Raw genomic sequence first — 24,331 nt, forward strand, 5'->3', positions numbered from 1 at the left:
ATACCGGCCATCGTCGGGTTTCGCATGATCAGCAAGTTAACAGGCGCACCATAGACTGCCAGTAGAAAGTTTCTTTTGCCGACCCCACACCAATTTGTTACATTATAACATTACACAATGGCATTGCAGGATCTCATCTATCATGCGCGTTCCCGGAAAAGCACTTTCTCTGGCACTCGGTGCCGGCACCCTTTTGATCAGCGGCGCACTTCAAGCCGAGACCCGTATCGTTACCTCCATCAAACCGGTTGAACTGATTGTCAGCGCCATCGCAACGGACGACATGCAGACGACCACCCTGGTTCCACCTGGCTCCAGCCCCCACAACTACACCATGAAGCCATCCCAGCGTCGGGCACTGGAAAACGCCGACGTGATTTTCTGGGTCGGGCCCGACATGGAAACCTTCCTTAATCGCCTCCTGGCCGGGCAAGAATTCAGTGGTCGAACGGTCGCGCTCATGGATGCCGAAGACGAACCCGCAGAAGTTACCCACGGTGAACACGCCCACGACGCCCACGACGACCACGCCGACGATCATCATGGCCATGCTCATAAAGAGGAGGCCAAGGAGGAAGAGCGCCACAACGAGGGACATGGACACGGCCATGATCACGGAGACGGCGAAGACCCGCACATCTGGCTGGATCCCGAACTGGCCATCGAAATGGCCGGGACGGTCCGCGATGCTCTCTCAAGACTGGAAGGTGTTGACGCTGGCGCGTTAAACGAGAATTTCGAGCTGTTCAAAGCCAGCGTTCGAGAAACCGATGCCAATATTCGCGACCGCCTTGCACCGGCCCACGACATCAGCCTGTTCGCCTATCACGACGCCTTTACCCGGTTTGCCGAACACTATGAACTAAAACTCGAGGGCGTTCTGACCCTGAACCCGGAGCTGTCGCCGGGGGCACGGCATATCGCGGAGGTGCAGGAAAAACTACGCAACGCCAACCACCCATGCCTGCTGACCGAACCGCAGTTTAACCGGCAGTGGTGGCGTTCGATCACGGAGAATTTGAACGTCACCTTCAGCACCTGGGACCCCCTTGCCACCGATATCGAGGCAACGGCCCAGGGCTACAACAACTTCCAGCACAGCATTGTCGACGCGGTACTCAACTGCCTACCAGAGGATACTGAGCATTAACGGAATGGTGACGATGGCCAGCAAGGTCTGGCCACTGATGATGCCCGCCATCAAGGGGGCATCACCACCCAGTTGCCGCGCCAGGATGTAGGCAGAGGTGGCCGTGGGGAGCGCTGCCAATAGAACCGCCACCTGCACCAGCATTCCTTCGAGCCCTAGCAACATTGCCAGTCCGGCGGTCATCATCGGAAACCCGATCAGCTTCAACGTAGACGCGACAATAAATGGCAGGGACGCACCTCGCAGGGCTTTCAATTGAAGCCCGGCACCGACCGTCATCAGCCCCATCGGCAACGCCAGGTTACTGAGCGGCTCGAGAACGCCGCCGATCAGCGGATGGAATCCGATTTCGAAGAAACTCCAGACCACGCCAATCACCGAGCCTACGATCAATGGATTGGTCACAATCGCCTTAAACACCGGCACCAATCTCACCGGCCCTTCCGCGGCCACCAGCGAAAACATCAGTATGCAGAGCAAATTTAGCAACGGCACCATGATGGCCACTGCAATTGCCGTCAGCGACAGCCCCTGATCGCCCAGCAGCATGCCGCCAGCGGCCAGCCCCACATAGGAATTGAACCGGATAGCCCCCTGGTAAACCGACGAGAAGACCGGACCGGACCAGCGCCAGAACCATTGAGCAAATGCCAGAACCAACGTCATCGCGATCAGCATGACCCCGATCAGCAAGGCAATATCGCCATAGGCGGAAGCCGGCAACCGCGCCTGCCCCAGCTTGAAAACAAGCATGGCCGGGAACAACACATAGTAGGTAAAGCGCTCCGCCTGGGGCCAGAAATCGCCACCGGGAAAGTCAATGCGGCGGAACACATGCCCGAGCATGATCAGGACAAATACCGGCAGCAGAGCCTGCACCATCAGGGGCATACGTTCAAACTCCAGGGCAAGGTTGTTAACTTGGGTTTTATGGGAGTACAGTTAAAGAAGCATGAAATCATAGCAGAAGGAGTGTTTCTCCTTCAGGGAGGTTTTTTGCTATGGACGCATCAAAGCCCAGACTTTGCAGGCTTATCTATTTCAGCAGCGTTTCTTCACATCTGCAGGAATCCGATCTAGACGACATCCTCGCGGAATCCATCAAAAGAAACGAGCGGGACGGCATCACCGGCTTGCTGGCTTATGATCAATTCAATTTCATGCAGGTTTTGGAAGGTGAGGAAGATGCCGTCAACAGACTCTATCTTGGCATCACTGCCGATCCTCGCCACCAGGATGTTCGGCTGATCCAGTACGAGCAAATCGATCATCACCAGTTTGACGATTGGGCAATGGCTCTCGCGAAGCTTCCCGAGGTTCCGGGCAATTACATCAACAAACTCTATGGTGGATTCAAGCCCCAGCTGTTCTCCACTAGAGACGCTCTAATTTATTTCAATTTTCTCCGCAACTATTTGAAACGCGCTGCCTGAAGCCCGTTATAGATTTCGCCAAAGCCTTACGGAAATCGGAAACCAATGCCTGTTAAACTACGACTCTTGTTTTCAGCGTCGTACTTTTATAACCCGTTTTTTGTCGACAACAGGTATCGCAATGTCTGGAATACCATCTCAGGAAACCATGCTGCACAACTCCGGCCCCTCCCGCCGCTTCTGCGTGGCCCCGATGATGGACTGGACCACCAGCCATTACCGTTATCTGGCGCGCCAGCTCAGCAGACATACCCTACTCTACACTGAGATGGTCACCACCGGGGCGTTGATCCACGGTGATACCGCACGTTTTCTGCGCCACGATGAGGCCGAATATCCATTGGCCCTTCAGCTTGGCGGCAGTGATGCCGGCGAACTGGCGCACTGCGCCAGGCTGGCCCAGCAATACGGGTTTGATGAGGTTAACCTGAACGTCGGTTGCCCCAGCGATAGGGTGCAGAACAACATGATTGGCGCCTGTCTGATGGGCCACCCCGACAAGGTGGCGGAGGGCGTTCGGGCCATGATTGAGGCAACCGACCTGCCGGTCACTGTGAAGCATCGGATCGGTATTGATGGCCGGGAGTCCTGGGACGATCTCTGCGAGTTCGTGGAAAAAGTGTCTGATGCGGGTTGCCGGACGTTTATCGTGCATGCACGAATCGCGATTCTTGAAGGCCTGAGCCCCAAGGAAAACCGTGAAGTCCCACCGCTCAAATACGATTGGGTATATCGGCTGAAAGCGAAATACCCGCACCTGGAGATCATCATCAACGGCGGTATAAAGACCTTCGATGAATGCCACGAGCACCTGCGGCATACCGACGGCGTGATGCTGGGCCGGGAGGCCTACCACAACCCCTGGCTGCTGGCAGGTGTCGATCCGGAGTTTTTCGGGGAGGCAGCGCCGGTGGAAACCCGGCATCAGGCGCTTCGGGCCATGCTTCCGTTCATCCAGAGCGAACTCGAGCGGGGCGTATACCTCACCCACATGTCCCGACACCTGCTGGGCCTGTTCCACGGCCAGCCCGGTGGCCGGCAGTTCCGTCGCTACATAAGTGAGAACGCCCATAAAACCGGCGCAGGCCTGGAAGTTATCGAGACCGCGCTGGAAAAGGTGCGTGAACCGTCAATGCCGGAGATTGCCGAAGCTTAACCGCAGGCAATTGCCCCCATACCTTTTGTTGTCTTGTTCCTGTCAGAGCAGCCCGTTATTGTAGGCGTATAGCCAGCGCCCGGGATTCGGGCGCACCAATAACAGATCAACCGGGACGACAGGACGAATGACCAGCAAGCTCGACCAACTGAAAACCATGACCACGGTAGTGGCGGATACCGGCGATATCGAAGCCATTGCAAAGTGGCGGCCGGAAGATGCCACCACCAACCCATCCCTGCTCCTCAAGGCGGCCGCTTCCGATGCTTATCGTCCCATGTTGGACAAGGCTGTGACGGAAGCCCGCCAGCATGGCGGCTCAGACGCCGAGCAGTTAACCATGGCCACCGATATGCTGGCCGTGCTCGCTGGCCGGGAAATCCTGAACCTGATTCCCGGTGTGGTATCCACCGAGGTCGACGCCCGGTTGTCCTTCGATACCGCCGGTACGCTGGAGCGAGCCCGCCGCCTGGTTGAGCTGTACGACAAACAGGGCGTCGATACCAGCCGCGTGCTGATCAAGATTGCTTCCACCTGGGAAGGTATCCGGGCTGCCGAGCAACTGGAGAAGGAAGGCATTCGCTGCAACCTGACACTCCTGTTTTCCTTCATCCAGGCGGCCGCCTGCGCCCAGGCCGGTGCCTTCCTGATCTCTCCGTTCGTTGGTCGTATTCTGGACTGGCACCTGGCCAGCACGGGCCGCGACAGCTACCCGGCGGCGGAAGACCCCGGGGTGCTGTCCGTCTCTCGCATCTACAATTACTACAAAGCCAACGGCTTCAAGACGGTGGTGATGGGCGCCAGCTTCAGAAATACCGGCGAAATCGAGATGCTGGCCGGTTGCGACCGCCTGACCATCAGTCCGGCCCTGCTGCAGGAGTTGCAGGACGACCAGGGCGACCTGCCTCGTCGTCTGGTGGCTGATACCGCCAGCTCACCGGATCAGTTTGGCACCATTGACGAAAGGCTGTTCCGTTGGGAGTCCAACGAGGACGCCATGGCGACCGAAAAGCTGGCCGATGGCATTCGCCGGTTCACAGCCGATCAGATAGAGCTGGAAAACCGGGTTCGGCAGCTCGCCAGGGCCGCCTGAAACCGCGCCTCAAACCAAACACAGGAGTGGGATTGTCCGATCATGATCGAGAGCCTGAAAAAACTCTTTGCGGCACCGGAAGCTGAGAGCGAGAAACCGGATTCTCACCAACTGGCCGTGGCTGCAACCGCGTTGATGGTTCAGGTTTCACGGATCGACCAGCACGAGGACGAACGCGAGCTACAGGCCATTGTCGACGGGGCTGTGAAAGCGCACCAGGTCACCCGGGCCGAAGCAGAGGAAATTCTGCAGGATGCCCTGAACCACGCAGACGATGCCACATCACTCTACGAATTTACCGGCCAGATCAACGAGCACCTCGACCAGGAAGGCAAGCAGGCCCTGCTTGAAAGTATCTGGCGCGTGGCTTTTGCCGACGGTCGCATCGACAAGTACGAAGAACATCTTATTCGCCGCATGGCAGACCTGCTGCATCTTAATCACCGGGAGTTCATGCAGGCGCGGCACCGGGCGCAAGACGCCGGTTCTTGAAAGGAGACAGCATGCTAGCGATTCTTCATCCCAATACCTCTCTGGAAAGCGAGGAATACAGGCAGACCATGCACTACCTTGAGAATCTCCCGAACGTCACGGTTCGGGTTCACGAGGTCCAGGGTGCCACCCAGAGGTTGACCGAAATCTATCTGCTTGGGGATACCAAACCCCTGAACAAGGAAGAGATCGAGGCCTTGCCAGCGGTTGAACGGGCGATTCGTATCTCGGAAGACTACCGTATTCTGGGCCGTCACCGGGATGATCGCCGGCAAAGCGGTTTCACCTACAACGGTGTCGAGTTCAACCAGTCCAATCTGAACATTTTTGCCGGCCTTTGCGCGGTCGATGTGCCCGAGCACGTCGAAATGATGATGCAGGCCCTTGAGGACAACGGCGAAGTCTGCACCCGGATGGGCGCCTACAAGCCGCGCACCAACCCCTACTCGTTCCAGGGGCACGGCAAGGGCTGCCTGCCCTGGGTGTTCGAGAAGGCTGGCAAGCACGGTATCAAGGTGATCGCCATGGAGATCACTCACGAGAGCCACATCGAGGAAATCGACACCTGCCTGGAGAAACTGGGCAGACCCACCGGCGTCATGCTGCAGGTCGGTACTCGAAACACCCAGAACTTCGAACTGCTGAAGGCCATCGGCCGCCAGAGCACCTATCCGGTACTCCTCAAGCGCGGCTTCGGGATTACCCTGAACGAATCCCTCAACGCCGCGGAGTACCTCGCCAGCGAGGGCAACGCGAATGTTATTTTCTGCCTGAGAGGCATGAAAACCGAAGCTGGGCAGCCGCATCGGAACATGGTGGATTTTGCCCATGTGCCTGCGGTAAAACGGCTCACCCGTATGCCGGTGTGCGTAGACCCGTCCCACTCGGTTGGCAGTCGCGAACAGTCTCCAGACGGAATTCTGGATGTCATGCACGCCACCGCACAGGGCGTGATAGCGGGCGCCAACATGGTGCTGGTGGACTTCCACCCCAAACCGGAAAAGGCGCTTGTAGATGGGCCCCAGGCCCTTCTCATGCAAGAATTGCCGGCCTACCTGGAAGATATTCGCCTTTGCCATGATACCTGGAAGAAGCGCCAGGCCATTTATCAACGCCTGAAGGATGACGCAGCGGAATGATTGTCTACGGACACAGAGGCGCAAAGGGAGAAGCCCCGGAAAACACCCTCCCGGGATTTGTTCATGCTCATCGGCACGGTATCCGGCATTTCGAGCTGGATCTGGTGCTCTCAAAGGACGGCAAGCCGGTTCTTGTGCATGACCTTTCGGTAGACCGCACCACCAGTCAGAAAGGCAGCATCAGCCAGTATACAGCGGCCGAACTTGCAGCCATGGACGCTCGTCGTAACACCAGCTCCTGGCCCAAACCTACAGGGATTCCAGCCCTGGAAGACCTTCTAGACCAGTTCGACGACATCGAACACCTGCAACTGGAGGTCAAGAAGGATACGCGTCAGCGGCTGAACATCCTGAGCAATCGGCTGACCGAGGTGATCCAGCGTCGCAACCTTTACCAGACGGTGGCGATAACCTCGTCAGATACCTGGTTCCTGAAACAGATCCGGAGGCGTAACACAAACATCCGCATCGGCCTCGTAGCGGAACGAAAGTTTCCACGGCCACTCAGCATGGCAAACCGGCTTGGCTGTGAGTACCTCTGCATCAATTGGAAGCTGTGCTCTAAAATGCTGGTTGAACAGGCCCATCGCAGGGGGATGCACGTGTCCACCTGGACAGTGAACCGGATTCACGACATGTTGCAACTGGAAGCGATGGGGGTGGACAGCATCATCACCGATTATCCAACAAGCACACGCATGTTTTTCGATAATCGGGCCAGGTCGGCGCTGTCGCTCCCCCAGAGTCAGGACGGAGTTACCCCGAACCAGGAGGCCGTCTCGGCGGGTTGAGAGCAAAAGATTGAATCAAAGAAAACGGGGTCGGAGGGATGCTCTCCCCGGACCCTGTTTTCTATAGCAGCCTAGAAAATTCGATTCAGGCCATTCAATGCGGCAACCCGGTAGGCTTCCGCCATGGTCGGGTAGTTGAACGTGGTATTGATGAAGTAGTTCAGAGAGTTGGCCTCTCCTTCCTGATTCATGATCGCCTGGCCGATGTGAACGATTTCTGCGGCCTGGTCACCGAAACAGTGGATACCCAATATCTGGCGGGTCTCCCGGTGGAACAGGATTTTCAGCATGCCTACCGCTTCTCCGGTAATCTGAGCGCGGGCCAGATCCTTGAAGAACGCCTGTCCAACCTCGTAGGGCACCTTGGCTTCAGTCAGTTCACGCTCGGTTTTCCCCACGGAACTGATTTCCGGAATGGTGTAGATCCCGGTCGGCACATCGGACACAAAGCGGAAGTACTCGTCATCAACAATATCTGAAGACGCCGAACGGCCCTGGTCATAAGCCGCGCTTGCCAGACTCGGCCAGCCGATCACATCACCCGCCGCGTAGATATTCTCCACCTCGGTGCGGTAGTGCTCATCAACCGCCAGTTGACCCCGACCGTTGGGCACCAGGCCGATGTTCTCCAGCCCAAGCTTCTCGGTGTTGCCACTGCGCCCGTTGCACCAGAGGAATGCATCCGCACGGATTTTCTTGCCGGACTGCAGCGACAGCACTACGCCGTGGTCATCACCCACAACCGACTCGTACTGCTCGTTGTGGCGCACCAGAACGCCGTTATTGCGCAGGTGGTAACTCAGGGCGTCGGAAATTTCGTCATCCAGGAACGACAACAGCCGGCTACCCGGGTTGATCAGGTCCACCTTCACGCCCAACCCTGCAAAAATCGACGCATATTCTGAGCCGATAACGCCAGCGCCATAGATAATCAGGGTTCTGGGGGTATGGGACAGGTTCAGGATGGTGTCCGAGTTGTAGATACGGTGGTGACGGAAATCCACATCTGGCGGCAGATAGGGCCTGGACCCTGTGGCGATAATCGCCTGCTTGAAGTGAAGGGTCTCGGAGGACTTGCTGCCACGGACCTCAATACGGTTCTGGTCGATGAAAAAAGCCCGCCCGTTGATCAGATCCACCCGGTTGCGGGAATAGAACTGGGTTCGGAGCTTGACCTGCTTGCCAATGACCTTCTGGGCGTTCTGAAGTACCCGGGGGAAGGAGAACCAGCGGGGCTCCCCGATATCCCGGAACATCTGATTGGTGTTGAAGGTGATGATCTGTTTGACGGAGTGGCGCAGCGCCTTGGAAGGGATGGTGCCCCAGTGAGTGCAGTTCCCGCCGACGGTAGGCTTGTCCTCGATGATCGCGACACGTTTGCCATGTTTCGTCGCATTCATCGCCGCGCCTTCGCCGGACGGGCCGGCGCCGATAACGACGACGTCGTAATGATGTTCTGCCATGCGCGCAGTGACTCCTTATCTACGTCGTGAAAAGTTGATTGTAATTATCAGAAACAGATCAGTGCTTGCTGGTATTGCTGGCGTCGTAAGCCAAAGCCTCGGGCTCTTTGCCCTCGTTGGCCAATCGCTCATTTTCTTCTTCGCATTTCTGGGTGTTGCCGCCGCAGATATCACAGGACTGGCTGATACCGAGCGCGCCAATCCCGCCGCAGGTTCCACTGATGGGCTTGCGGCCCAGAATTACGCCGATGGACATGGCTGCAACCAGCAGCACTACAATAAACAGAACCAAAAGAAAGGTACCCATATTGCCCTCCCCTCATTGAGTCACGTAGGACGAAAAAGCCGGCGTCTGGTGTGTCTCGAAGCCCTCTTCCGTCCTGACAATAAAATAGGCCGGGATGTTTTCCCTCACCGCAAGCTCATTGGCCTGCTCATAGCCCATCACGTTAAAGCCGGTCGCAAGGGCGTCCGCTGTCATACAGTCGTCTGCGATAACGGTTACCGACGCCAGCCTGTGCGCAATCGGTTTACCGGTTTCAGGGTTTATTGTATGGGAATAGCGACGCCCTTCCGATTCGTAATAGTTACGATAGTCACCCGATGTTGCCATAGCACGCGATTCCAGCGCCACAACCCGGTTCACCTCGCGCCCCTCAGACACCGGTTGCTCGATGGCCAGTCGCCAGGTGCTGCCATCCGGTTTGCGGCCGTTTACCCGAACCTCGCCGCCAATTTCCACCAGATAAGCCTCGATACCCTCGTTTTCCAGGAAACGGGCTACCGCATCCACTCCGTAGCCCTTGGCAATCGCCGAAAGATCCACGTATTGCGGTGGTGTCGCGCGCACGGCGGGCGGATCTGCCCGCAGTTCAATTTTTTCGTAGCCAGTGGCGGCAAGAGCCATGGCAAGCGATTCTTCCGACGGCACCTGTTCCGGCCTTGCCTGGGGCCCGAAACCCCATAGATTCACAACCGGACCGATGGTTACATCAAAAGCGCCGCCAGTCATCGAGGAGATCTCCCGGGCTTTCTGGAGCACCTCAAACAACCCGGCTGAAACGGGAACCCATTCGGATTGATCGTTCCGTTGGTTAAAAAGGGACAGCTCAGAATCATCGCGCCAGGTCGACATTGACGCATCGACGTCTTCAAGCACCTCATCGATGCCACTGGCCAGAGTTTCGAGCTTCTCCGGATCCTCGGTCAATACGACATTGATGTGGTAGCTGGTGCCGAACACGGGGCCGGAGATTTCCCAGATTTTTTCTTCTGGCTGAAACGAACAACCCGCCAGAACGGCAAAGACCAGCGCTGTAAAAGCGCTGGCCAGGGCCACCCTGGCGGGTCGTACCATGCGGGATGTCATCAGGACTGCTTAGCCTCCAAAGTCATCCAGCATGATGTTTTCATCCTCAACACCAAGATCCTTGAGCATCTTGATGCAGGAAGCGTTCATGATTGGGGGCCCACACATGTAGTACTCACAGTCTTCCGGAGCCGGGTGGTCCTTCAGATAGTTTTCGTACAACACGTTATGGATAAAGCCTGTCGGCCCTTCCCAGTTGTCCTCGGGCAGCGCGTCGGAGAGCGCAACGTGCCACTCGAAGTTTTCATTCTCTTCCTGCAGCCCGTCGAAATCTTCCACGTAGAACATCTCGCGGACGCTCCGAGCGCCATACCAGAAGCTGATCTTGCGCTTGGAGTTCAGGCGCTTGAGCTGATCGAAGATATGGGAACGCATGGGCGCCATACCGGCACCGCCGCCGATGAACACCATTTCAGCATCGGTCTTCTTGGCGAAGAACTCACCGAACGGCCCCATCACGGTTACCTTGTCACCCGGCTTCAGGTTGAAGACGTAGCTGGACATGATGCCCGGCGGGTGATCGGTGCCCGGAGGCGGCGTGGCGATACGAATGTTGAACTTGAGAACACCTTTCTCTTCCGGGTAGTTCGCCATGGAATAGGCCCGGATGGTCTCTTCCTTGTTAATCGCCTTGTAACGCCAGATGTTGTGCTTGTCCCAGTCTTCGTGGAACTCTTCCTCGATATCGAAATCCTTGAAGTCGATCTCGTAGGGAGGGCACTCGAGCTGAACATAACCGCCGGCCCGGAAGTCCACTTCCTCGCCTTCGGGCAGCTTGAGCACCAGCTCCTTGATGAAGGTAGCCACGTTGTGGTTGGAGATAACCTCGCATTCCCACTTCTTGACGCCGAAGAACTCTTCCGGCACTTCAACCTTCATGTCCTGTTTCACAGGAACCTGGCAGGACAAACGCCAGCCTTCTTTCTCTTCACGGTTGGTAAAGTGGGTCTTCTCCGTTGGCAGCATGGCACCGCCGCCCTCCAGCACCTTGCATTTGCACTGTGCGCAGGTACCACCGCCCCCACAGGCAGAGGACAGGAAAATACCGCTGTTTGCCAGGGTACCGAGCAGCTTGCCGCCGGCTTCGGTCTTCAGCGTGTGTTCAGGATCATCGTTGATCTCAATGGTCACGTCACCGGTGCTTACCAGCCTGGACCGGGCCGCAAGAATCACTGCGACCAGGGCCAGAACGATAACGGTGAACATGACCACGCCGAGAATAATTTCTGTATTCATGGTCTCGCCTTTTCGTTAAACCGAATCACCGGGTGAATTACAGTGAGATACCGGAGAAGGACATGAAGCCCAGGGACATCAGACCAACAGTAATGAAGGTGATACCCAGGCCACGGAGGCCTTCCGGAACGTCACTGTACTTGAGTTTCTCGCGGATACCCGCCAGGGCAATGATGGCCAGAGCCCAGCCGAGGCCGGCGCCGAAGCCATACACCACACTCTCGCCAAAGGTGTAGTCACGCTCCACCATGAACAGCGAAGCACCCAGAATGGCGCAGTTCACCGTGATCAGTGGCAGGAACACACCCAGAGCGGCGTAGAGCGCCGGGATATACTTGTCCAGAACCATTTCCATGATCTGGACAATAGCCGCGATTACACCGATATACGTCAGCAAGCCGAGAAAGCTCAGGTCTACGTTGGGCAGGCCTGCCCAGTCCAGGGCCCCTTCCCGCAGAATGCTGTTGTACAGCAGGTTGTTCACCGGCACGGTTACGGTCAGTACCACCACCACGGCAATACCGAGACCCGTCGCCGCCTCGATCTTCTTGGAGATAGCCAGGAATGTACACATCCCCAGGAAGAAGGCCAGAGCCATATTCTCAACGAAAATAGCCTTCAGAATCAGGCTGATATAATGTTCCATCAGAAAGCCTCCTTGGCGACATGGCGGGACATTTTATAGTCCGGCTCTTCAACCTGCTCCGGCTTCCAGGTCCGCAGACCCCAGATGGCCAGGCCGATAATGAAGAACGCACTCGGCGGCAGCAGCAACAGACCGTTCGGAATATACCAGCCGCCTTCGTTGACTACCGGCATCAGGGATACACCGAACAGGGAGCCGGCACCCAGAAGCTCGCGGAAAAAGGCAACGAAGATCAGGAGTACGGAGTAGCCGAGGCCATTACCAACGCCATCCAGGAAGCTCAGCCAGGGGCCGTTCTTCATGGCGAAACCTTCTGCGCGGCCCATGACGATGCAGTTGGTGATGATCAGGCCAACGAACACCGAAAGCTGCTTGGAGATCTCATAGGCATAGGCCTTGAGCACCTGGTCAACCACGATTACCAGAGAGGCGATGATGGTCATCTGCACGATGATCCGGATGCTGCCCGGGATCTGTGTGCGTACCAGAGACACGGCCAGGTTGGAAAATGCGGTAACGGCGATAACCGCCATACACATAACCAGAGTGACGTTCATGCTGGTGGTTACCGCCAGCGCTGAACAGATGCCCAGAATCTGCAGGGCAATCGGGTTATTGCTGAAGATCGGTTCGAAGAGAACCTGTTTGGCTGATGCATCTGCCATGATCAGACCTCCCCTTCACGAAGTTTTTGCAGGAACGGCGCGTACCCGCGGTCGCCCATCCAGTAGTTGACCAATTGTTCAACGCCACGGCTTGTCAGGGTCGCACCAGAGAGAGCATCAACCTTGTGCTCCTTATCCTGGGCATCGGCGCTGACGCCGCCCTTGACCAGTCGCACCTGGGGTTCCGAACGGTCTTCGTTGTAGACCTCTTTACCAACCCACTGGCGCTTCCAGCGCGGGTTGTCCACCTCACCGCCAAGACCCGGGGTTTCTGCGTGCGCATAGAAGCCCAGACCTTCAATGGTGTTCAGATCGCCCTCGAGGGAAATGAAGCCGTAAAGGGTAGACCAGAGACCGTAGCCGTGGATCGGAAGAACCACGCGGTTGATCTGGCCGTTCTCACTCATGGTGTAGACCTTGGCAACATTCGGACGGCGCTTGATACCGGCCTTGTCTTCAGAAGACGGAATGTTGGTGGACATCTGAGGGTCCGAAGCGGCCTTGTACATGTCGTACTTCATGGGGTCCTGGACACCCACGTCGGAAGGCTCGACGAATTCACCTGTATCCAGATCGACCAGCCGGACGTCAAAACGCGCAAACGCCTCTTCGATCTGCTCGGCGCTGGAGCCAGACTCCAGCATGCCAGCGGCAGACAGAATGTTGGTCTTGATATCCAGGTTCTGGTTCTGGATCTGGGCCGGGCGAAGCAGAACCGCCGCCGTGGAGACCACGACGGAGAATACAATACTCAGCACCAGTGCAACGATCAGCGTACGGGAGACAGTTTCTTTAGCTTTAGCCACGAGCAAGCCTCCGTTTGATGTTGGCCTGAACCACGTAATGGTCCATCAGCGGCGCGAACAGGTTAGCGAACAGGATGGCCAGCATGATGCCTTCCGGGAAGGCCGGGTTGATCACGCGGATCAGAACCGTCATTACGCCCACCAGAATACCGAAGCACCAGCGGCCGGTGTTGGTCATTGCCGCAGAAACCGGATCCGTTGCCATGAACATCATGCCGAAGGCGAATCCGCCCATGACCAGATGCCAGTGCGCCGGAATGGCGAACATCGGATTGGTTTCAGAACCGATAATGTTCAGCAACAGGGACATACCGATCATGCCGATCAGCACACCGCCAACAATCCGGTAGCTGGCGATTTTCATGGCCAGCAGGATCAGACCGCCGATCAGTACCGCAAGCGTTGAGGTCTCACCCATGGAGCCCTGAATGGTGCCCATGAAGGCGCTCATCCAGCCAATTTGCGCTTCCAGGGCTTCCAGGCCGCCACTTGCAGCCCAGCTCAGCGCGGTGGCACCACTGAAACCATCAACCGCGGTCCAGACGGTGTCACCGGAGATCTGCGCCGGGTAGGCAAAATACAGGAACGCACGGCCGGTCAGGGCCGGGTTCAGGAAGTTCTTGCCAGTACCGCCGAACACTTCTTTACCGATGACGACACCGAAGGTGATACCCAGCGCCACCTGCCAGAGCGGAATGGTGGGCGGGCAGATCAGTGCAAAGAGTACAGATGTAACGAAGAAGCCTTCGTTCACTTCGTGACGACGCACAGTGGCAAACAGGACTTCCCAGAAACCGCCGACCACGAAGGTCACGAAGTAAATGGGCACGAAGTAAGCCATGCCGTACACGAAATTATCCCATACGCCAGCACCGGCGCCGGTAATGGCAAGCGCCTGGATAAAGGCAGTACGCAGGCCGCCGTCAGCGACCATGGCATCCGGGTTAGATGCCAGGAAACTGTTGGCCTGATAGCCGATGTTCCACATACCGAAGAACATCGCCGGGAAAGTACACAGCCACACCGTGATCATGATGCGCTTGAGGTCAACGCCGTCACGCACATGGGCAGTGGTTGAGGTTACCTTGCCGGGAGTGTAGAAAATGGTATCCACGGCCTCATACAGCGCATACCAGCGCTCGTACTTGCCACCCTTTTCAAAGTGATGCTCGATTCCATCGAGAAACTGTCTGATAGCCATCGTATTAGCCCTCGATCTCGATTCGGGTCAGGTTCTCGCGGAGAATCGGACCATATTCATATTTGCCCGGGCACACGAATGTGCACAGCGCCAGATCTTCTTCATCCAGCTCCAGCGCACCAAGCTTCTGTGCCATCTCTGTGTCACCGACAATCAGTGAACGCAGCAGCTGCGTCGGCAGGATATCCAGAGGCATGATCTGCTCGTAAGCGCCGACCGGGACCATCGCCCGCTCACTACCGTTGGTCGTGGTGGTGAAGTTGAAAAGCTTGCCACTGGCGAGCTTGGACAGATATATGTTCAGCACCGAGAAGCGGTTCGGGCCCGGAGACAACCAGCCCATGAACTCACGCTTGTTGCCTTCTTCAAGCACGGATACCTGATTGGCAAAGCGGCCAAGGTAGGCGCAGGGGCCGTCGCCACGGCGACCACCGAACACGGAACCCGAAATCGCGCGGACCTCGCAATCCGTGGCAACTTCGCCGTCCAGAAGCTCCTCAAGGCTGGCACCCAGGCGGGTACGCACCAGGCGCGGCTTCAAAGCCTTGGGGCCACCGATCGCGACAATACGTTCAACCGGCACTTCGCCGGATTCAAACAATTTGGCGATGTCGATGACGTCCTGGTAATTGATGCTCCAGACGGTCTTGCTGCCGGATACCGGGTCCAGATGATGGATGTGGGTACCAACATTACCCGCGGGATGCTTGCCATCGAACTGGTGGACTTCAACGGCGTCGGTCTTGGGAACCGCCACGTTGGATCCTGGCTTGCCGGTAACAAAGACTTTGCCTGCGGTCAGCTTGGTAAGCAGTTTGAGGCCGTTTTCAAATGCCTGACTGTTCTCGCCAATGATGACCGTCGGGTCCGCTGCCAGCGGATTGGTGTCCATGACCGACACAAAAATGGAGTTGGGCGCGGAGTCAATCGCGGGAACCTTACTGTAAGGCCGCGTCTTGAACGCCGTCCAAAGCCCGGATTCCACCAGATTGTCTACCACCTGCTGGCGTTCCAGGCCGGCAAGATCCGCGTCGCTGTAGCGCGCAAAGGTCTCAGCCTCATCGCCATCGATTTCGATAACGATCGACTGAAACACACGACGCTCACCACGGTTAATCTCTTTCACCACGCCGGCGGCGGGTGAGGTATAACGAACGCCTTCGGTCTTCTTGTCCGTGAACAGCAGCGTACCGCGCTTGACACGGTCTCCCTCTTTCACAGCCATCGTCGGCTTCATGCCGATGTAGTCAAAACCGATCAACGCCACGTGGCGAACGGGTTTGCCGTCTGTAATGGTCTGTTCGGGAGCGCCGCTGATGGGAAGATCCAGGCCTTTTTTGATCTTGATCATTAGCCTCATCCAATCATCAGAAACTTTTCAATGGATTCGTAACGCCCGACACCTGCGGCCCAGAAAAACCATGAGAAACGGAGTGCCAGACGTACCCAAAATCGCGCCAATTATAGAGATTAAGGAATCCTATTTCCACCAGAACTCGGAACAGGTTAAGTGTCGACATCGAAATACCCCGACGACATTGCCTGTAAAAACAAAAACCCCGACAGCACTTGCCATCGGGGTTTTCAGGACCTTCACTTCACCAGATCGGCGCGATCGACTCAGTCTCTCGCACGTTTGGGGAAGATCGGGTAACTTACACCGGCCATCTGGTTGACCACGCGGATAACCTGAGCGCTATAGCCAAACTCGTTGTCGTACCAGACGTACAGGATCAGACGCTTGCCGCTGGCGATGGTTGCCTGCGCGTCAACGATACCGGCATGACGGGAACCGACGAAATCGGTGGAAACCACTTCCGGAGAGTTCACGAAGTCGATCTGCTTCTGGAGCTCTGAATGCAGCGCCATATCCCGCAGATAGTCGTTCACACTTTCCGCATCGACTTCTTTCTTGAGATTGAGATTCAGAATCGCCATGGACACGTTCGGCGTCGGAACGCGAATCGCATTGCCCGTCAACTTGCCTTTGAGAACGGGCAGCGCCTTGGCAACGGCCTTGGCGGCACCTGTCTCGGTAATTACCATGTTCAGGGCAGCGCTGCGCCCGCGACGACTTCCCTTGTGGTAATTGTCGATCAGGTTCTGGTCATTGGTGTAGGAGTGCACTGTCTCGACGTGACCGTCTTCAATGCCATACTCATCCTCAATCGCTTTCAGCACAGGGGTGATGGCATTGGTGGTACAGGAAGCCGCCGACAGGATCTTGTCTTCGTTGGTGATCCAGTCGTTGTTGATACCATAGACGATGTTCTTGATGTCGCCCTTGCCCGGCGCAGTCAGGATAACGCGACTGACGCCCTTGGACTTCAGGTGCAGACCAAGCCCGGCCTCGTCACGCCACTTGCCGGTGTTGTCGATCACAATGGCGTTGTTGATGCCGTATTCGGTGTAATCTACCTTGTCCGGACCGTCAGAGTAGATCACCTTGATGTAGTTGCCGTTGGCAATCAGGGCTGATTCTTTTTCATCGACGGTAATGGTGCCATCGAACGGTCCGTGTACGGAATCGCGGCGAAGCAGGCTCGCACGCTTCTCGAGATCGTTCTCTGCACCACCCTGACGTACAACAATCGCGCGCAGGCGCAGGTTGTTACCACCACCGGCTTTCTCGATCAGGATACGCGCCAGCAGACGGCCGATACGGCCAAAGCCGTACAGAACCACATCCTTGGTATCGTTGTGGGCGTCTTCTTCGGACTGAGCGGCGTATTGGCCAACTACCGGACCGATTTCACGCTTGAGGAACTCGGTCAGGTCACCGCCTTCCTCTTTGAACTTGACCGCCAACTTGCCGATATCGACGTGAGCGCGGCCCAGATCAAGTTTGTCCATCGCCTGCAGGATCGGCAGGGTGTCGTGAACAGAAAGCTCGCTGTCTTCAACCTGGCGCACGAAACGGTGAGCGCGGATGATATCAATGACCGACTGGTTGATGATGGCGCGACCATAGACAGAAGTAACCACATTGTTTTTGCGGTAGAGGCGGCCGATCAGCGGAATCATGGCTTCCGCGGTGGATTCTCTTTCTGTCCAGTTGGACAGGTGCTGATTGATCTGTTCGTGACTCACGCTTGAACCTCTGCAGTTGGCACTTGGAAAATGGGGCGCATATTATCCAACTTAATCCGGCTGACCGCAAATACACCAGACCATGACCTTCGTATAGAACCCGCCCGTCGATTAAGCAAGTGTCAGCCACGGCTTCAGCGCCATGACAGTGCCAGTCGCGAGCGTTAGAATACGCGCCACACCGCCGCCCGGACACCCAAACCAGGAGAATCAGACCGCCCATGAGCCAAGGTGCCAGCACACGCCCGTCACTCCGATCCATGATTGCCCCGGAATTCCCTTCCCGAGCGGCTGATCACAGGACATGGGGCCAATTGCATGGCAGCAGTGATGCGCTGGCCATCTGTGAAAGCGCCCGCGCCCACAAAGGCCTGACTCTGGTGATAACCCGGAGCACCGCCGATGCCATCCGGCTTGAACAGGCGATGCGGTTCTTTCTCGGACTGCCTCCTGAAGAGGATGGCCCCGCCATCAGCGAAGACGGATTGGAGCTGCTCTCTCTGCCAGACTGGGAAACCCTGCCCTACGACCTGTTTTCTCCCCATCAGGACATCATCTCCCGACGAATCCGCACGCTGCATCGCTTGCCCTCGACCAGCCATGGGGTACTGGTGGTTCCCGCAAGAACCCTGATGCACAGATTGCCGCCGGTTAACTACCTGCAAGGCAACACTCTGCTTCTGGAAGTCGGCCAGTCCCTGGATATAGAAAACTGGCGCATGCAGCTGGAGGCCGCAGGCTACCGGCACGCCGAGAACGTCTACGAACATGGTGAATACGCTGTTCGAGGCGCGATACTGGACATTTTTCCCATGGGCGCCAGCCTCCCCTACCGGATTGACCTGTTCGATGATGAAATCGAAACTCTCCGGACCTTCGATCCCGAAACCCAGCGTTCGATTGACCGGATAGATCGGATCGAACTGCTGCCTGCTTTCGAATTTCCGTGGCACAAGGAGGCACGGTCGGGCTTCCGTAGCCGCTGGTTCGAGCAGTTCCCGGACGCTGACAAGGACACGCCCATATACCAGGACGTGACCCAGGGCATCACGCCACCGGGGATCGAGTACTACCTGCCCCTGTTCTTCGACGAGACGGCAACCCTGTTCGATTATCTGCCTGGGGCGACCCATGTCTTTACCGCCGACGGGCTGAACGACGCGGTCAGCCATTTTGACAGCGAAACCCGTAACCGTTACGAAGACCGTCGCCACGATCGACTGCGGCCGATACTGCCACCCACCCGGCTGTTTCTGCAGCAGGAGGAGCTGTTCAGACACCTGAAAGCCTTTCCCAGGGTAACCATCTCCTCCGATTCCCAGGAGGCCACAGGATCGGTCAATTGCCCGACAAGAACCCTGCCGGATATCGCCATGGATGGTCGTGCCGCTGATCCTGCCGGCCGTCTCAAGCGGTTTCTCGGTGACTTTGACGGCCACGTACTGATCTGCGCAGAGTCATCCGGCCGGCGGGAAGCCCTGCTGGAGAATCTTGGCGAACAGGGCCTTGAGCTGAAAACCCTGGCCGGCTGGCAGGCTTTTCTGGACGATCACGAAACCCCGCTGGCCATTACCATTGCCCCGATGGAGCAAGGCCTGGTACTACCCGAGCATTCCATCGCCCTTATTACAGAAACGGCTTTATTTGGCGAGCGGGTATTGCAGCGACGTCGCCGGGAGAAGCCCACAGAAACCGACGATGCAGGTTTTCGGGACCTGTCGGAATTGCGGATCGGTGCACCGGTGGTTCACATCGACCATGGGGTGGGCCGCTATCTGGGCCTCGAAACCATAACCGTTGAGGGCGAGGCCAGCGAGTTTCTGATGCTGGAGTACGCCGGTGGCTCCAAACTCTATGTGCCGGTGTCCAGCCTGCATCTGATTTCCCGTTATGCCGGCAATGACACCGAGCACGCGCCACTGCATAAGCTGGGCACGGATCGCTGGAGCACAGCGAAACAGAAAGCCCTTGAGAAAATCCGCGATACCGCCGCAGAGCTTCTGGACGTCTACGCCCGCCGGGAGGCGCGCAAGGGTTTCAGCTTCGAGGATCCGAAGGAGGCGTACCGAGCGTTTGCGGCCGGCTTCCCCTTCGAGGAGACGCCCGACCAGCAGGTGGCCATTCAGTCGGTATTCGAGGACATGACCAGTGAGCGACCGATGGACCGCCTGGTCTGTGGTGATGTCGGCTTCGGGAAAACTGAGGTCGCCATGCGCGCCGCCTTCCTGGCCACATGGTCCGGCAAACAGGTGGCGGTTCTTGTGCCCACCACCCTGCTCGCCCAACAGCACTACGAGTCCTTCCGGGACCGCTTCTCAGACACCCCCGTGCAGGTCGAACTGCTCAGCCGATTCCGTACCGCCGGCCAGACCAGCAAAGCCCTCGAGGCGGTGGAGAATGGCAAGGCCGACATCGTGATCGGCACCCACAAACTGCTTCAGGGTGACATCAAATTCAAGAATCTCGGCCTGGTCATCATTGATGAAGAACACCGGTTTGGCGTCCAGCAAAAGGAAAGATTGAAAGCGCTGCGGGCCGAAGTGGACATGCTCAACCTCACCGCGACTCCGATCCCGCGGACCCTGAACATGGCCATGGGGCATCTGAGAGATCTCTCGATTATCGCAACACCTCCGGCCCGGCGACTCTCGGTGAAAACCTTCGTGCGCCAGAAAGACAATGCCATGGTCAAGGAAGCCATCTTGCGGGAAATTCTCCGCGGCGGTCAGGTGTACTTCCTGCACAATGATGTGGCAACAATCGAGAAAACCGCCGAGGATCTGCGGGCACTGATTCCCGAAGCCCGCGTGGGCGTCGCCCACGGCCAGATGCGGGAGCGGGATCTCGAGAAGATCATGTCGGACTTCTACCACAAGCGCTTCAACGTGCTGGTGTGCACAACCATCATTGAGACCGGCATCGACGTTCCCAGCGCCAACACCATTATTATCGAGCGGGCAGACAAGTTCGGCCTGGCCCAGCTGCACCAGCTTCGGGGTCGCGTTGGCCGGTCGCACCACCAGGCCTATGCGTATCTGCTGACGCCACCGCCGAAATCGATTACGACCGACGCCAAAAAACGGCTGGACGCCATCTCGGAGGCGCAGGACCTCGGCGCTGGCTTTATGCTGGCCACCCATGACCTGGAAATCCGCGGCGCCGGTGAGCTGCTGGGCGAGGAACAGAGCGGGCAGATCGAAAGCATCGGCTTTACCCTCTACATGCAGCTGCTGGACGAGGCCGTCAAGGCTATCCGGGAGGGCCGGACACCCAACGCCGACCTGCCCCTGAGCCACGGCACCGAGATGAACCTGAGAATTCCGGCATTGATTCCAGAAGATTACCTGCCGGATGTTCATAACCGCCTGATGCTCTACAAGCGAATCGCCAGCGTCGACAGCCCGGATGCATTAAAAGAACTTCAGGTTGAAATGATTGACCGGTTCGGATTGTTACCGGATCCGGCCAAGAATCTAATCCGCCAGACCGAGCTTCGGCTCCGGGCAGAAGGCCTGGGTATCGTGAAAGTTGACGCTGGCAAGGAATGGGCGCGCCTCGAGTTTGGCAGCTCGACGCCGGTGGACCCTCTGGTTCTGGTTAAAAAAGTGCAATCTGCACCGGACCAATACCGGCTCGAAGGTGCCAACAGCTTCCGTTTTCGGCTGAAGGATGCCACAACCGGTGGTAAACTCGACGGCATTTCCCGGATGCTTGGCGAGCTGGAGCCTGCGAAAAGTCACGCATCCGGCTCATGAACGGCCGACCAACATGTGGAGTACGACCCTTGCAGACTGACGGAATTCGCTGGTGCCGATACCCGACCCGGGCCTTCCTGGCCGCCCTCCTGCTGAGCTTCGCAGCCACAGGGGCTGCCCAACAGCCAGACCGGGCAACACTGCCCCTGGAGCCCGGCACCCCCATTCCCGACGATTACTACCGGGCCGAGTTCGTGATTCTTGAGCGGATTATAGAGCCCGAGGCCGTGAATGAGCGCATGTCTGGCCGCACGGTAGAGGAGCCGATAGAAACGGAGGAGGTTCTCTGGTCTGCGCTGGAGGATGGCACCACGGAAACCACCCTGGAACTGGCGCCCCGGGAAGACCTTCACCTTGCCAGCGCGGCGGCGCGACTTGAGCGCAGTGGACGGTACCGTGTGCTCCTGGCTGCCGGTTGGTATGAGGCGTTCCCGCCGGATTACGAGGGCACGCCCCTGCAGGTGGAAATTGGTGATTGGATTGACAACGCCCGTACCAGGGAGGTTGAAGGCCACATTACCATCGACCGGCAACGCTACCTGCACGTGAACGTTCACCTCAACCACTGGCAGCTGGCGGAAGATGCTCAAGCCCTGCCTGAAGACGAGACGACCGAGTTGTCACAGGAGACGCCCCCGCCTGCAGGGGCGACCGGCGCTGAAGACACCGCACCCTCTTCAACGACACTCGACGAATCTGCCGCTCAGCCACTTGCTGCAATGGCTGAGCCCGCCCCGCTGGAGTTATTGACCTGGATCCGGGAAACCCGGCGTATGCGCAGTGAGGAAATCCACTTCCTGGACTCCCCCACGATCGGCGTACTGGTGTTCTTCAAGAAGATTGAGGCAACGGAGTAAGCACTCCAAGGCCGGCCATCGACACTGCGAGAATCCGTTTAACACCGGACATTCCCTGCTCGATGGCCGCCTCGATCTCTTCCATCGTGATGATGTGATCGGATTTGCCAGCCGCCCAATTGACCACCAGCCCCAGACAGACATAACGCATCCCCAGTTCCGCTGCCAGCGCGGCCTCCGGCATGCCGGTCATGCCCACCAGGTCGCATCCGTCCCGTTCCATCCGGATGATCTCGGCTGAAGTTTCCAACCTTGGCCCCTGGGTTGCGCCATACACCCCGAAACCGGAAAACGGCACGCCCTCTGCGCCTGCGGCATCAATCAGGATCTGACGGGCACTCTCGTCATAGGGCCAGGTGAAATCTATATGGGTCACCGACTCCAGGTCACCCTCGAAAAAGGTGCTGGCACGCCCCCAGGTGTAATCAATAATCTGATCGGGAATAACGACGTGGGCAGGCCCCATATCCGGGTGGATACCACCGACGGCGTTGACACCCACTACCGTCCGGACACCGGCATCGTAAAGGGCCTTCAGATTCGCCCGATAGTTCACCTGATGGGGTGGAATACGGTGCGGATTACCATGTCGCGACAGGAAGATAACGGGCTGATCGCCAAGCCGCCCTTCCACCAGCGGCGCCGATGGACTGCCCCATGGCGTGCCAACCTGCCTTTCACCGGTGATTTCCAGGCCCGAAAGGGTGGTCAGGCCGGTGCCGCCAATAATGCCAACAGGGTGCATTTTCTCCGGTGACGTCATTCTGCCTCTCCTGAATCTTCTACATCTCCAGTGGTCTGGCGATTCTGCGACTTGCCGGATGAATCCGCCGCGCCCTTGTCTGACGAACCCTCGGACTGTGATCCGGACAGCCTCACGCCCTCCGGAAGATGCAATGTGCGGGTCGGGAAAGCCACCTCGGCACCGTAACCCTCAATGATGTCACTGATTTTCAGCAGCACATCCTGCTTCACCTCGTGGAACCGGACCCACTGGGTTGTCTTGGTAAAGGTGTACACCATGATATCCAGCGAGGAGGCATTGAACGCGAGGAAGTTCACGATCAGGGTCTCATCGCTGTCAATCTCTTCATGCTCTTGAAGCATGGCCTTGATGTCATCAACGATGGACGCCATCTGCCCGACATCGGCATACCGAATGCCGATGGTTTCGTAGATCCGGCGATTGGTCATGCGCGATGGGTTCTCCACCGCGATGGTGGTGAACGCGGCATTGGGCACATAAAGCGGCCGTTTATCGAAGGTTCGGATGGTGGTGAGGCGCCAGCCGATGTGCTCCACCGTACCCTCGATATTGCGATCCGGTGAACGTACCCAGTCCCCTACCTTGAACGGCCGGTCCAGATGGATAATAAAGCCGCCGAAAAAGTTGGCCAGCAGGTCCTTGGCAGCAAAGCCAACGGCAATACCGCCCACGCCGCCGAACGCCAGGACACCGGAAATGCTGTAGCCCATGGACTGCATCGCAATAAGCACTGCAGTAATGATGACCACCGCCCGGGACAATTTGCTCACCGCGTTGACGGTGGTGTAGTCCATGGGCTGCTTCATTTTCAGAGGCGATACCAGTATCCCCTCAGCTTCCTTGATCAGCCTAAGAACGGCCCACACCAGAACAAAGATGAAACCGATCTGAAGGACGGACTCGTTCGCCTTAAATATCTCTGCTTCCGAGTATTTATGAGCCACTTCCGCAGCCCAGTAGACCCCTTGCAGCCAGACAAACGCTACAACCGGTTTGCGGGCCGCGTGCAATAACGCATCGTCAAACAGGTTCTTGGTCTGACTGAATTTACGCTCCAGGGCAGCGATGATATGGCTGGCGATATACGCCACCGTGGCTGTCCCGAAAACCAGCGCAAACACGACAATTCCGACGCGCCAGGCTTCAGACAGCAGCCCGAAATTCTCGATCCAGCCATTCACCATGGCCATAACATCTCCGATCATCGGATCCCTCTGGTCTCG

General features: G+C 57.4%; 22 protein-coding genes. 9 read left to right on the top strand and 13 right to left on the bottom strand.

What is annotated here, in order from left to right; genetic code table 11:
- Positions 1-142 precede the first annotated feature (142 nt).
- Positions 143-1,150, top strand: a complete 1,008-nt coding sequence (locus tag WA411_RS08430) for a zinc ABC transporter substrate-binding protein (RefSeq protein ID WP_291906892.1) — start codon at positions 143-145, stop codon at positions 1,148-1,150.
- On the opposite strand, the gene WA411_RS08435 is transcribed toward WA411_RS08430, so the two are convergent.
- Positions 1,127-2,041 (bottom strand): AEC family transporter, encoded by a 915-nt coding sequence (locus WA411_RS08435; protein WP_291906890.1) that lies wholly within the window; start codon positions 2,039-2,041, stop codon positions 1,127-1,129. The genes WA411_RS08430 and WA411_RS08435 overlap by 24 nt on opposite strands.
- Before the next feature lie 110 nt (positions 2,042-2,151).
- On the opposite strand from WA411_RS08435, the gene WA411_RS08440 reads away from it, so the two are divergent.
- The 6 genes from WA411_RS08440 to WA411_RS08465 all read left to right on the top strand — a co-directional run bounded on the left by WA411_RS08440 (position 2,152) and on the right by WA411_RS08465 (position 7,254).
- A complete protein-coding gene (locus WA411_RS08440; protein ID WP_291906887.1) occupies positions 2,152-2,583 on the top strand; it encodes a BLUF domain-containing protein in 432 nt (143 codons plus the stop codon).
- Positions 2,584-2,704: 121 nt separating this feature from the next.
- Positions 2,705-3,739 (top strand): tRNA dihydrouridine(20/20a) synthase DusA, encoded by a 1,035-nt coding sequence (dusA, locus tag WA411_RS08445; protein WP_291906884.1) that lies wholly within the window; start codon positions 2,705-2,707, stop codon positions 3,737-3,739.
- A 127-nt stretch (positions 3,740-3,866) separates the two neighbouring features.
- On the top strand, positions 3,867-4,832 hold the full coding sequence (gene tal, locus WA411_RS08450) for a transaldolase (RefSeq protein WP_291906880.1): 966 nt from the start codon (positions 3,867-3,869) through the stop codon (positions 4,830-4,832).
- A 42-nt stretch (positions 4,833-4,874) separates the two neighbouring features.
- A complete protein-coding gene (locus WA411_RS08455) occupies positions 4,875-5,324 on the top strand; it encodes a tellurite resistance TerB family protein (RefSeq protein ID WP_291906878.1) in 450 nt (149 codons plus the stop codon).
- Between the two features lie 11 nt (positions 5,325-5,335).
- Positions 5,336-6,463 carry a 3-deoxy-7-phosphoheptulonate synthase gene (locus tag WA411_RS08460; RefSeq protein WP_209396913.1) on the top strand — a complete coding sequence of 376 codons (1,128 nt, stop codon included), beginning with the start codon at positions 5,336-5,338 and terminating at the stop codon, positions 6,461-6,463.
- On the top strand, positions 6,460-7,254 hold the full coding sequence (locus WA411_RS08465) for a glycerophosphodiester phosphodiesterase (RefSeq protein ID WP_291906873.1): 795 nt from the start codon (positions 6,460-6,462) through the stop codon (positions 7,252-7,254). Before WA411_RS08460 ends, WA411_RS08465 begins: the two co-directional genes overlap by 4 nt.
- A 71-nt stretch (positions 7,255-7,325) precedes the next feature.
- Here WA411_RS08465 and sthA read toward each other — a convergent pair whose 3' ends face one another.
- The 10 genes from sthA to WA411_RS08515 all read right to left on the bottom strand — a co-directional run bounded on the left by sthA (position 7,326) and on the right by WA411_RS08515 (position 17,715).
- On the bottom strand, positions 7,326-8,717 hold the full coding sequence (sthA, locus tag WA411_RS08470) for a Si-specific NAD(P)(+) transhydrogenase (RefSeq protein ID WP_136629789.1): 1,392 nt from the start codon (positions 8,715-8,717) through the stop codon (positions 7,326-7,328).
- Positions 8,718-8,775: 58 nt separating this feature from the next.
- Positions 8,776-9,024, bottom strand: coding sequence for a (Na+)-NQR maturation NqrM (gene nqrM / locus WA411_RS08475; RefSeq protein WP_153633576.1), 249 nt, complete (start codon positions 9,022-9,024; stop codon positions 8,776-8,778).
- Positions 9,025-9,036: 12 nt separating this feature from the next.
- Positions 9,037-10,086, bottom strand: a complete 1,050-nt coding sequence (locus WA411_RS08480) for an FAD:protein FMN transferase (protein ID WP_291906868.1) — start codon at positions 10,084-10,086, stop codon at positions 9,037-9,039.
- Positions 10,087-10,095: 9 nt separating this feature from the next.
- Positions 10,096-11,322 carry an NADH:ubiquinone reductase (Na(+)-transporting) subunit F gene (gene nqrF / locus WA411_RS08485; RefSeq protein ID WP_136629792.1) on the bottom strand — a complete coding sequence of 409 codons (1,227 nt, stop codon included), beginning with the start codon at positions 11,320-11,322 and terminating at the stop codon, positions 10,096-10,098.
- A gap of 37 nt (positions 11,323-11,359) precedes the next feature.
- Positions 11,360-11,968: an NADH:ubiquinone reductase (Na(+)-transporting) subunit E gene (gene nqrE, locus WA411_RS08490; RefSeq protein ID WP_104320397.1), complete on the bottom strand. Its 609-nt coding sequence runs from the start codon at positions 11,966-11,968 to the stop codon at positions 11,360-11,362.
- Positions 11,968-12,633, bottom strand: a complete 666-nt coding sequence (locus WA411_RS08495) for an NADH:ubiquinone reductase (Na(+)-transporting) subunit D (RefSeq protein ID WP_153633578.1) — start codon at positions 12,631-12,633, stop codon at positions 11,968-11,970. Before WA411_RS08495 ends, nqrE begins: the two co-directional genes overlap by 1 nt.
- Positions 12,634-12,635: 2 nt before the next feature.
- A complete protein-coding gene (locus tag WA411_RS08500; protein ID WP_153633579.1) occupies positions 12,636-13,439 on the bottom strand; it encodes a Na(+)-translocating NADH-quinone reductase subunit C in 804 nt (267 codons plus the stop codon).
- Positions 13,432-14,640, bottom strand: coding sequence for an NADH:ubiquinone reductase (Na(+)-transporting) subunit B (locus WA411_RS08505; protein ID WP_064228852.1), 1,209 nt, complete (start codon positions 14,638-14,640; stop codon positions 13,432-13,434). Before WA411_RS08505 ends, WA411_RS08500 begins: the two co-directional genes overlap by 8 nt.
- A 4-nt stretch (positions 14,641-14,644) precedes the next feature.
- Positions 14,645-15,991: a Na(+)-translocating NADH-quinone reductase subunit A gene (locus WA411_RS08510; protein ID WP_069183241.1), complete on the bottom strand. Its 1,347-nt coding sequence runs from the start codon at positions 15,989-15,991 to the stop codon at positions 14,645-14,647.
- 269 nt (positions 15,992-16,260) lie between these two features.
- Positions 16,261-17,715, bottom strand: a complete 1,455-nt coding sequence (locus WA411_RS08515) for a glyceraldehyde-3-phosphate dehydrogenase (protein WP_412537618.1) — start codon at positions 17,713-17,715, stop codon at positions 16,261-16,263.
- A 236-nt stretch (positions 17,716-17,951) separates the two neighbouring features.
- On the opposite strand from WA411_RS08515, the gene mfd reads away from it, so the two are divergent.
- Both mfd and WA411_RS08525 read left to right on the top strand, forming a co-directional pair.
- Complete coding sequence (gene mfd, locus WA411_RS08520; RefSeq protein WP_291906851.1) at positions 17,952-21,485, top strand: transcription-repair coupling factor; 3,534 nt, start codon at positions 17,952-17,954, stop codon at positions 21,483-21,485.
- A 29-nt stretch (positions 21,486-21,514) separates the two neighbouring features.
- A complete protein-coding gene (locus WA411_RS08525) occupies positions 21,515-22,342 on the top strand; it encodes a CsiV family protein (RefSeq protein WP_291906847.1) in 828 nt (275 codons plus the stop codon).
- Here WA411_RS08525 and WA411_RS08530 read toward each other — a convergent pair.
- Positions 22,317-23,105 carry an S-methyl-5'-thioinosine phosphorylase gene (locus WA411_RS08530; RefSeq protein WP_291906844.1) on the bottom strand — a complete coding sequence of 263 codons (789 nt, stop codon included), beginning with the start codon at positions 23,103-23,105 and terminating at the stop codon, positions 22,317-22,319. The two genes, WA411_RS08525 and WA411_RS08530, sit on opposite strands and share 26 nt — an antisense overlap.
- A complete protein-coding gene (locus tag WA411_RS08535; protein WP_153633583.1) occupies positions 23,102-24,313 on the bottom strand; it encodes a mechanosensitive ion channel family protein in 1,212 nt (403 codons plus the stop codon). Before WA411_RS08535 ends, WA411_RS08530 begins: the two co-directional genes overlap by 4 nt.
- Positions 24,314-24,331: the final 18 nt, after the last annotated feature.

This window comes from Marinobacter sp. CH_CUG1437-1 (assembly GCF_037029655.1).
In the GTDB taxonomy this organism is placed as follows: Bacteria; Pseudomonadota; Gammaproteobacteria; order Pseudomonadales; family Oleiphilaceae; genus Marinobacter; species Marinobacter salsuginis.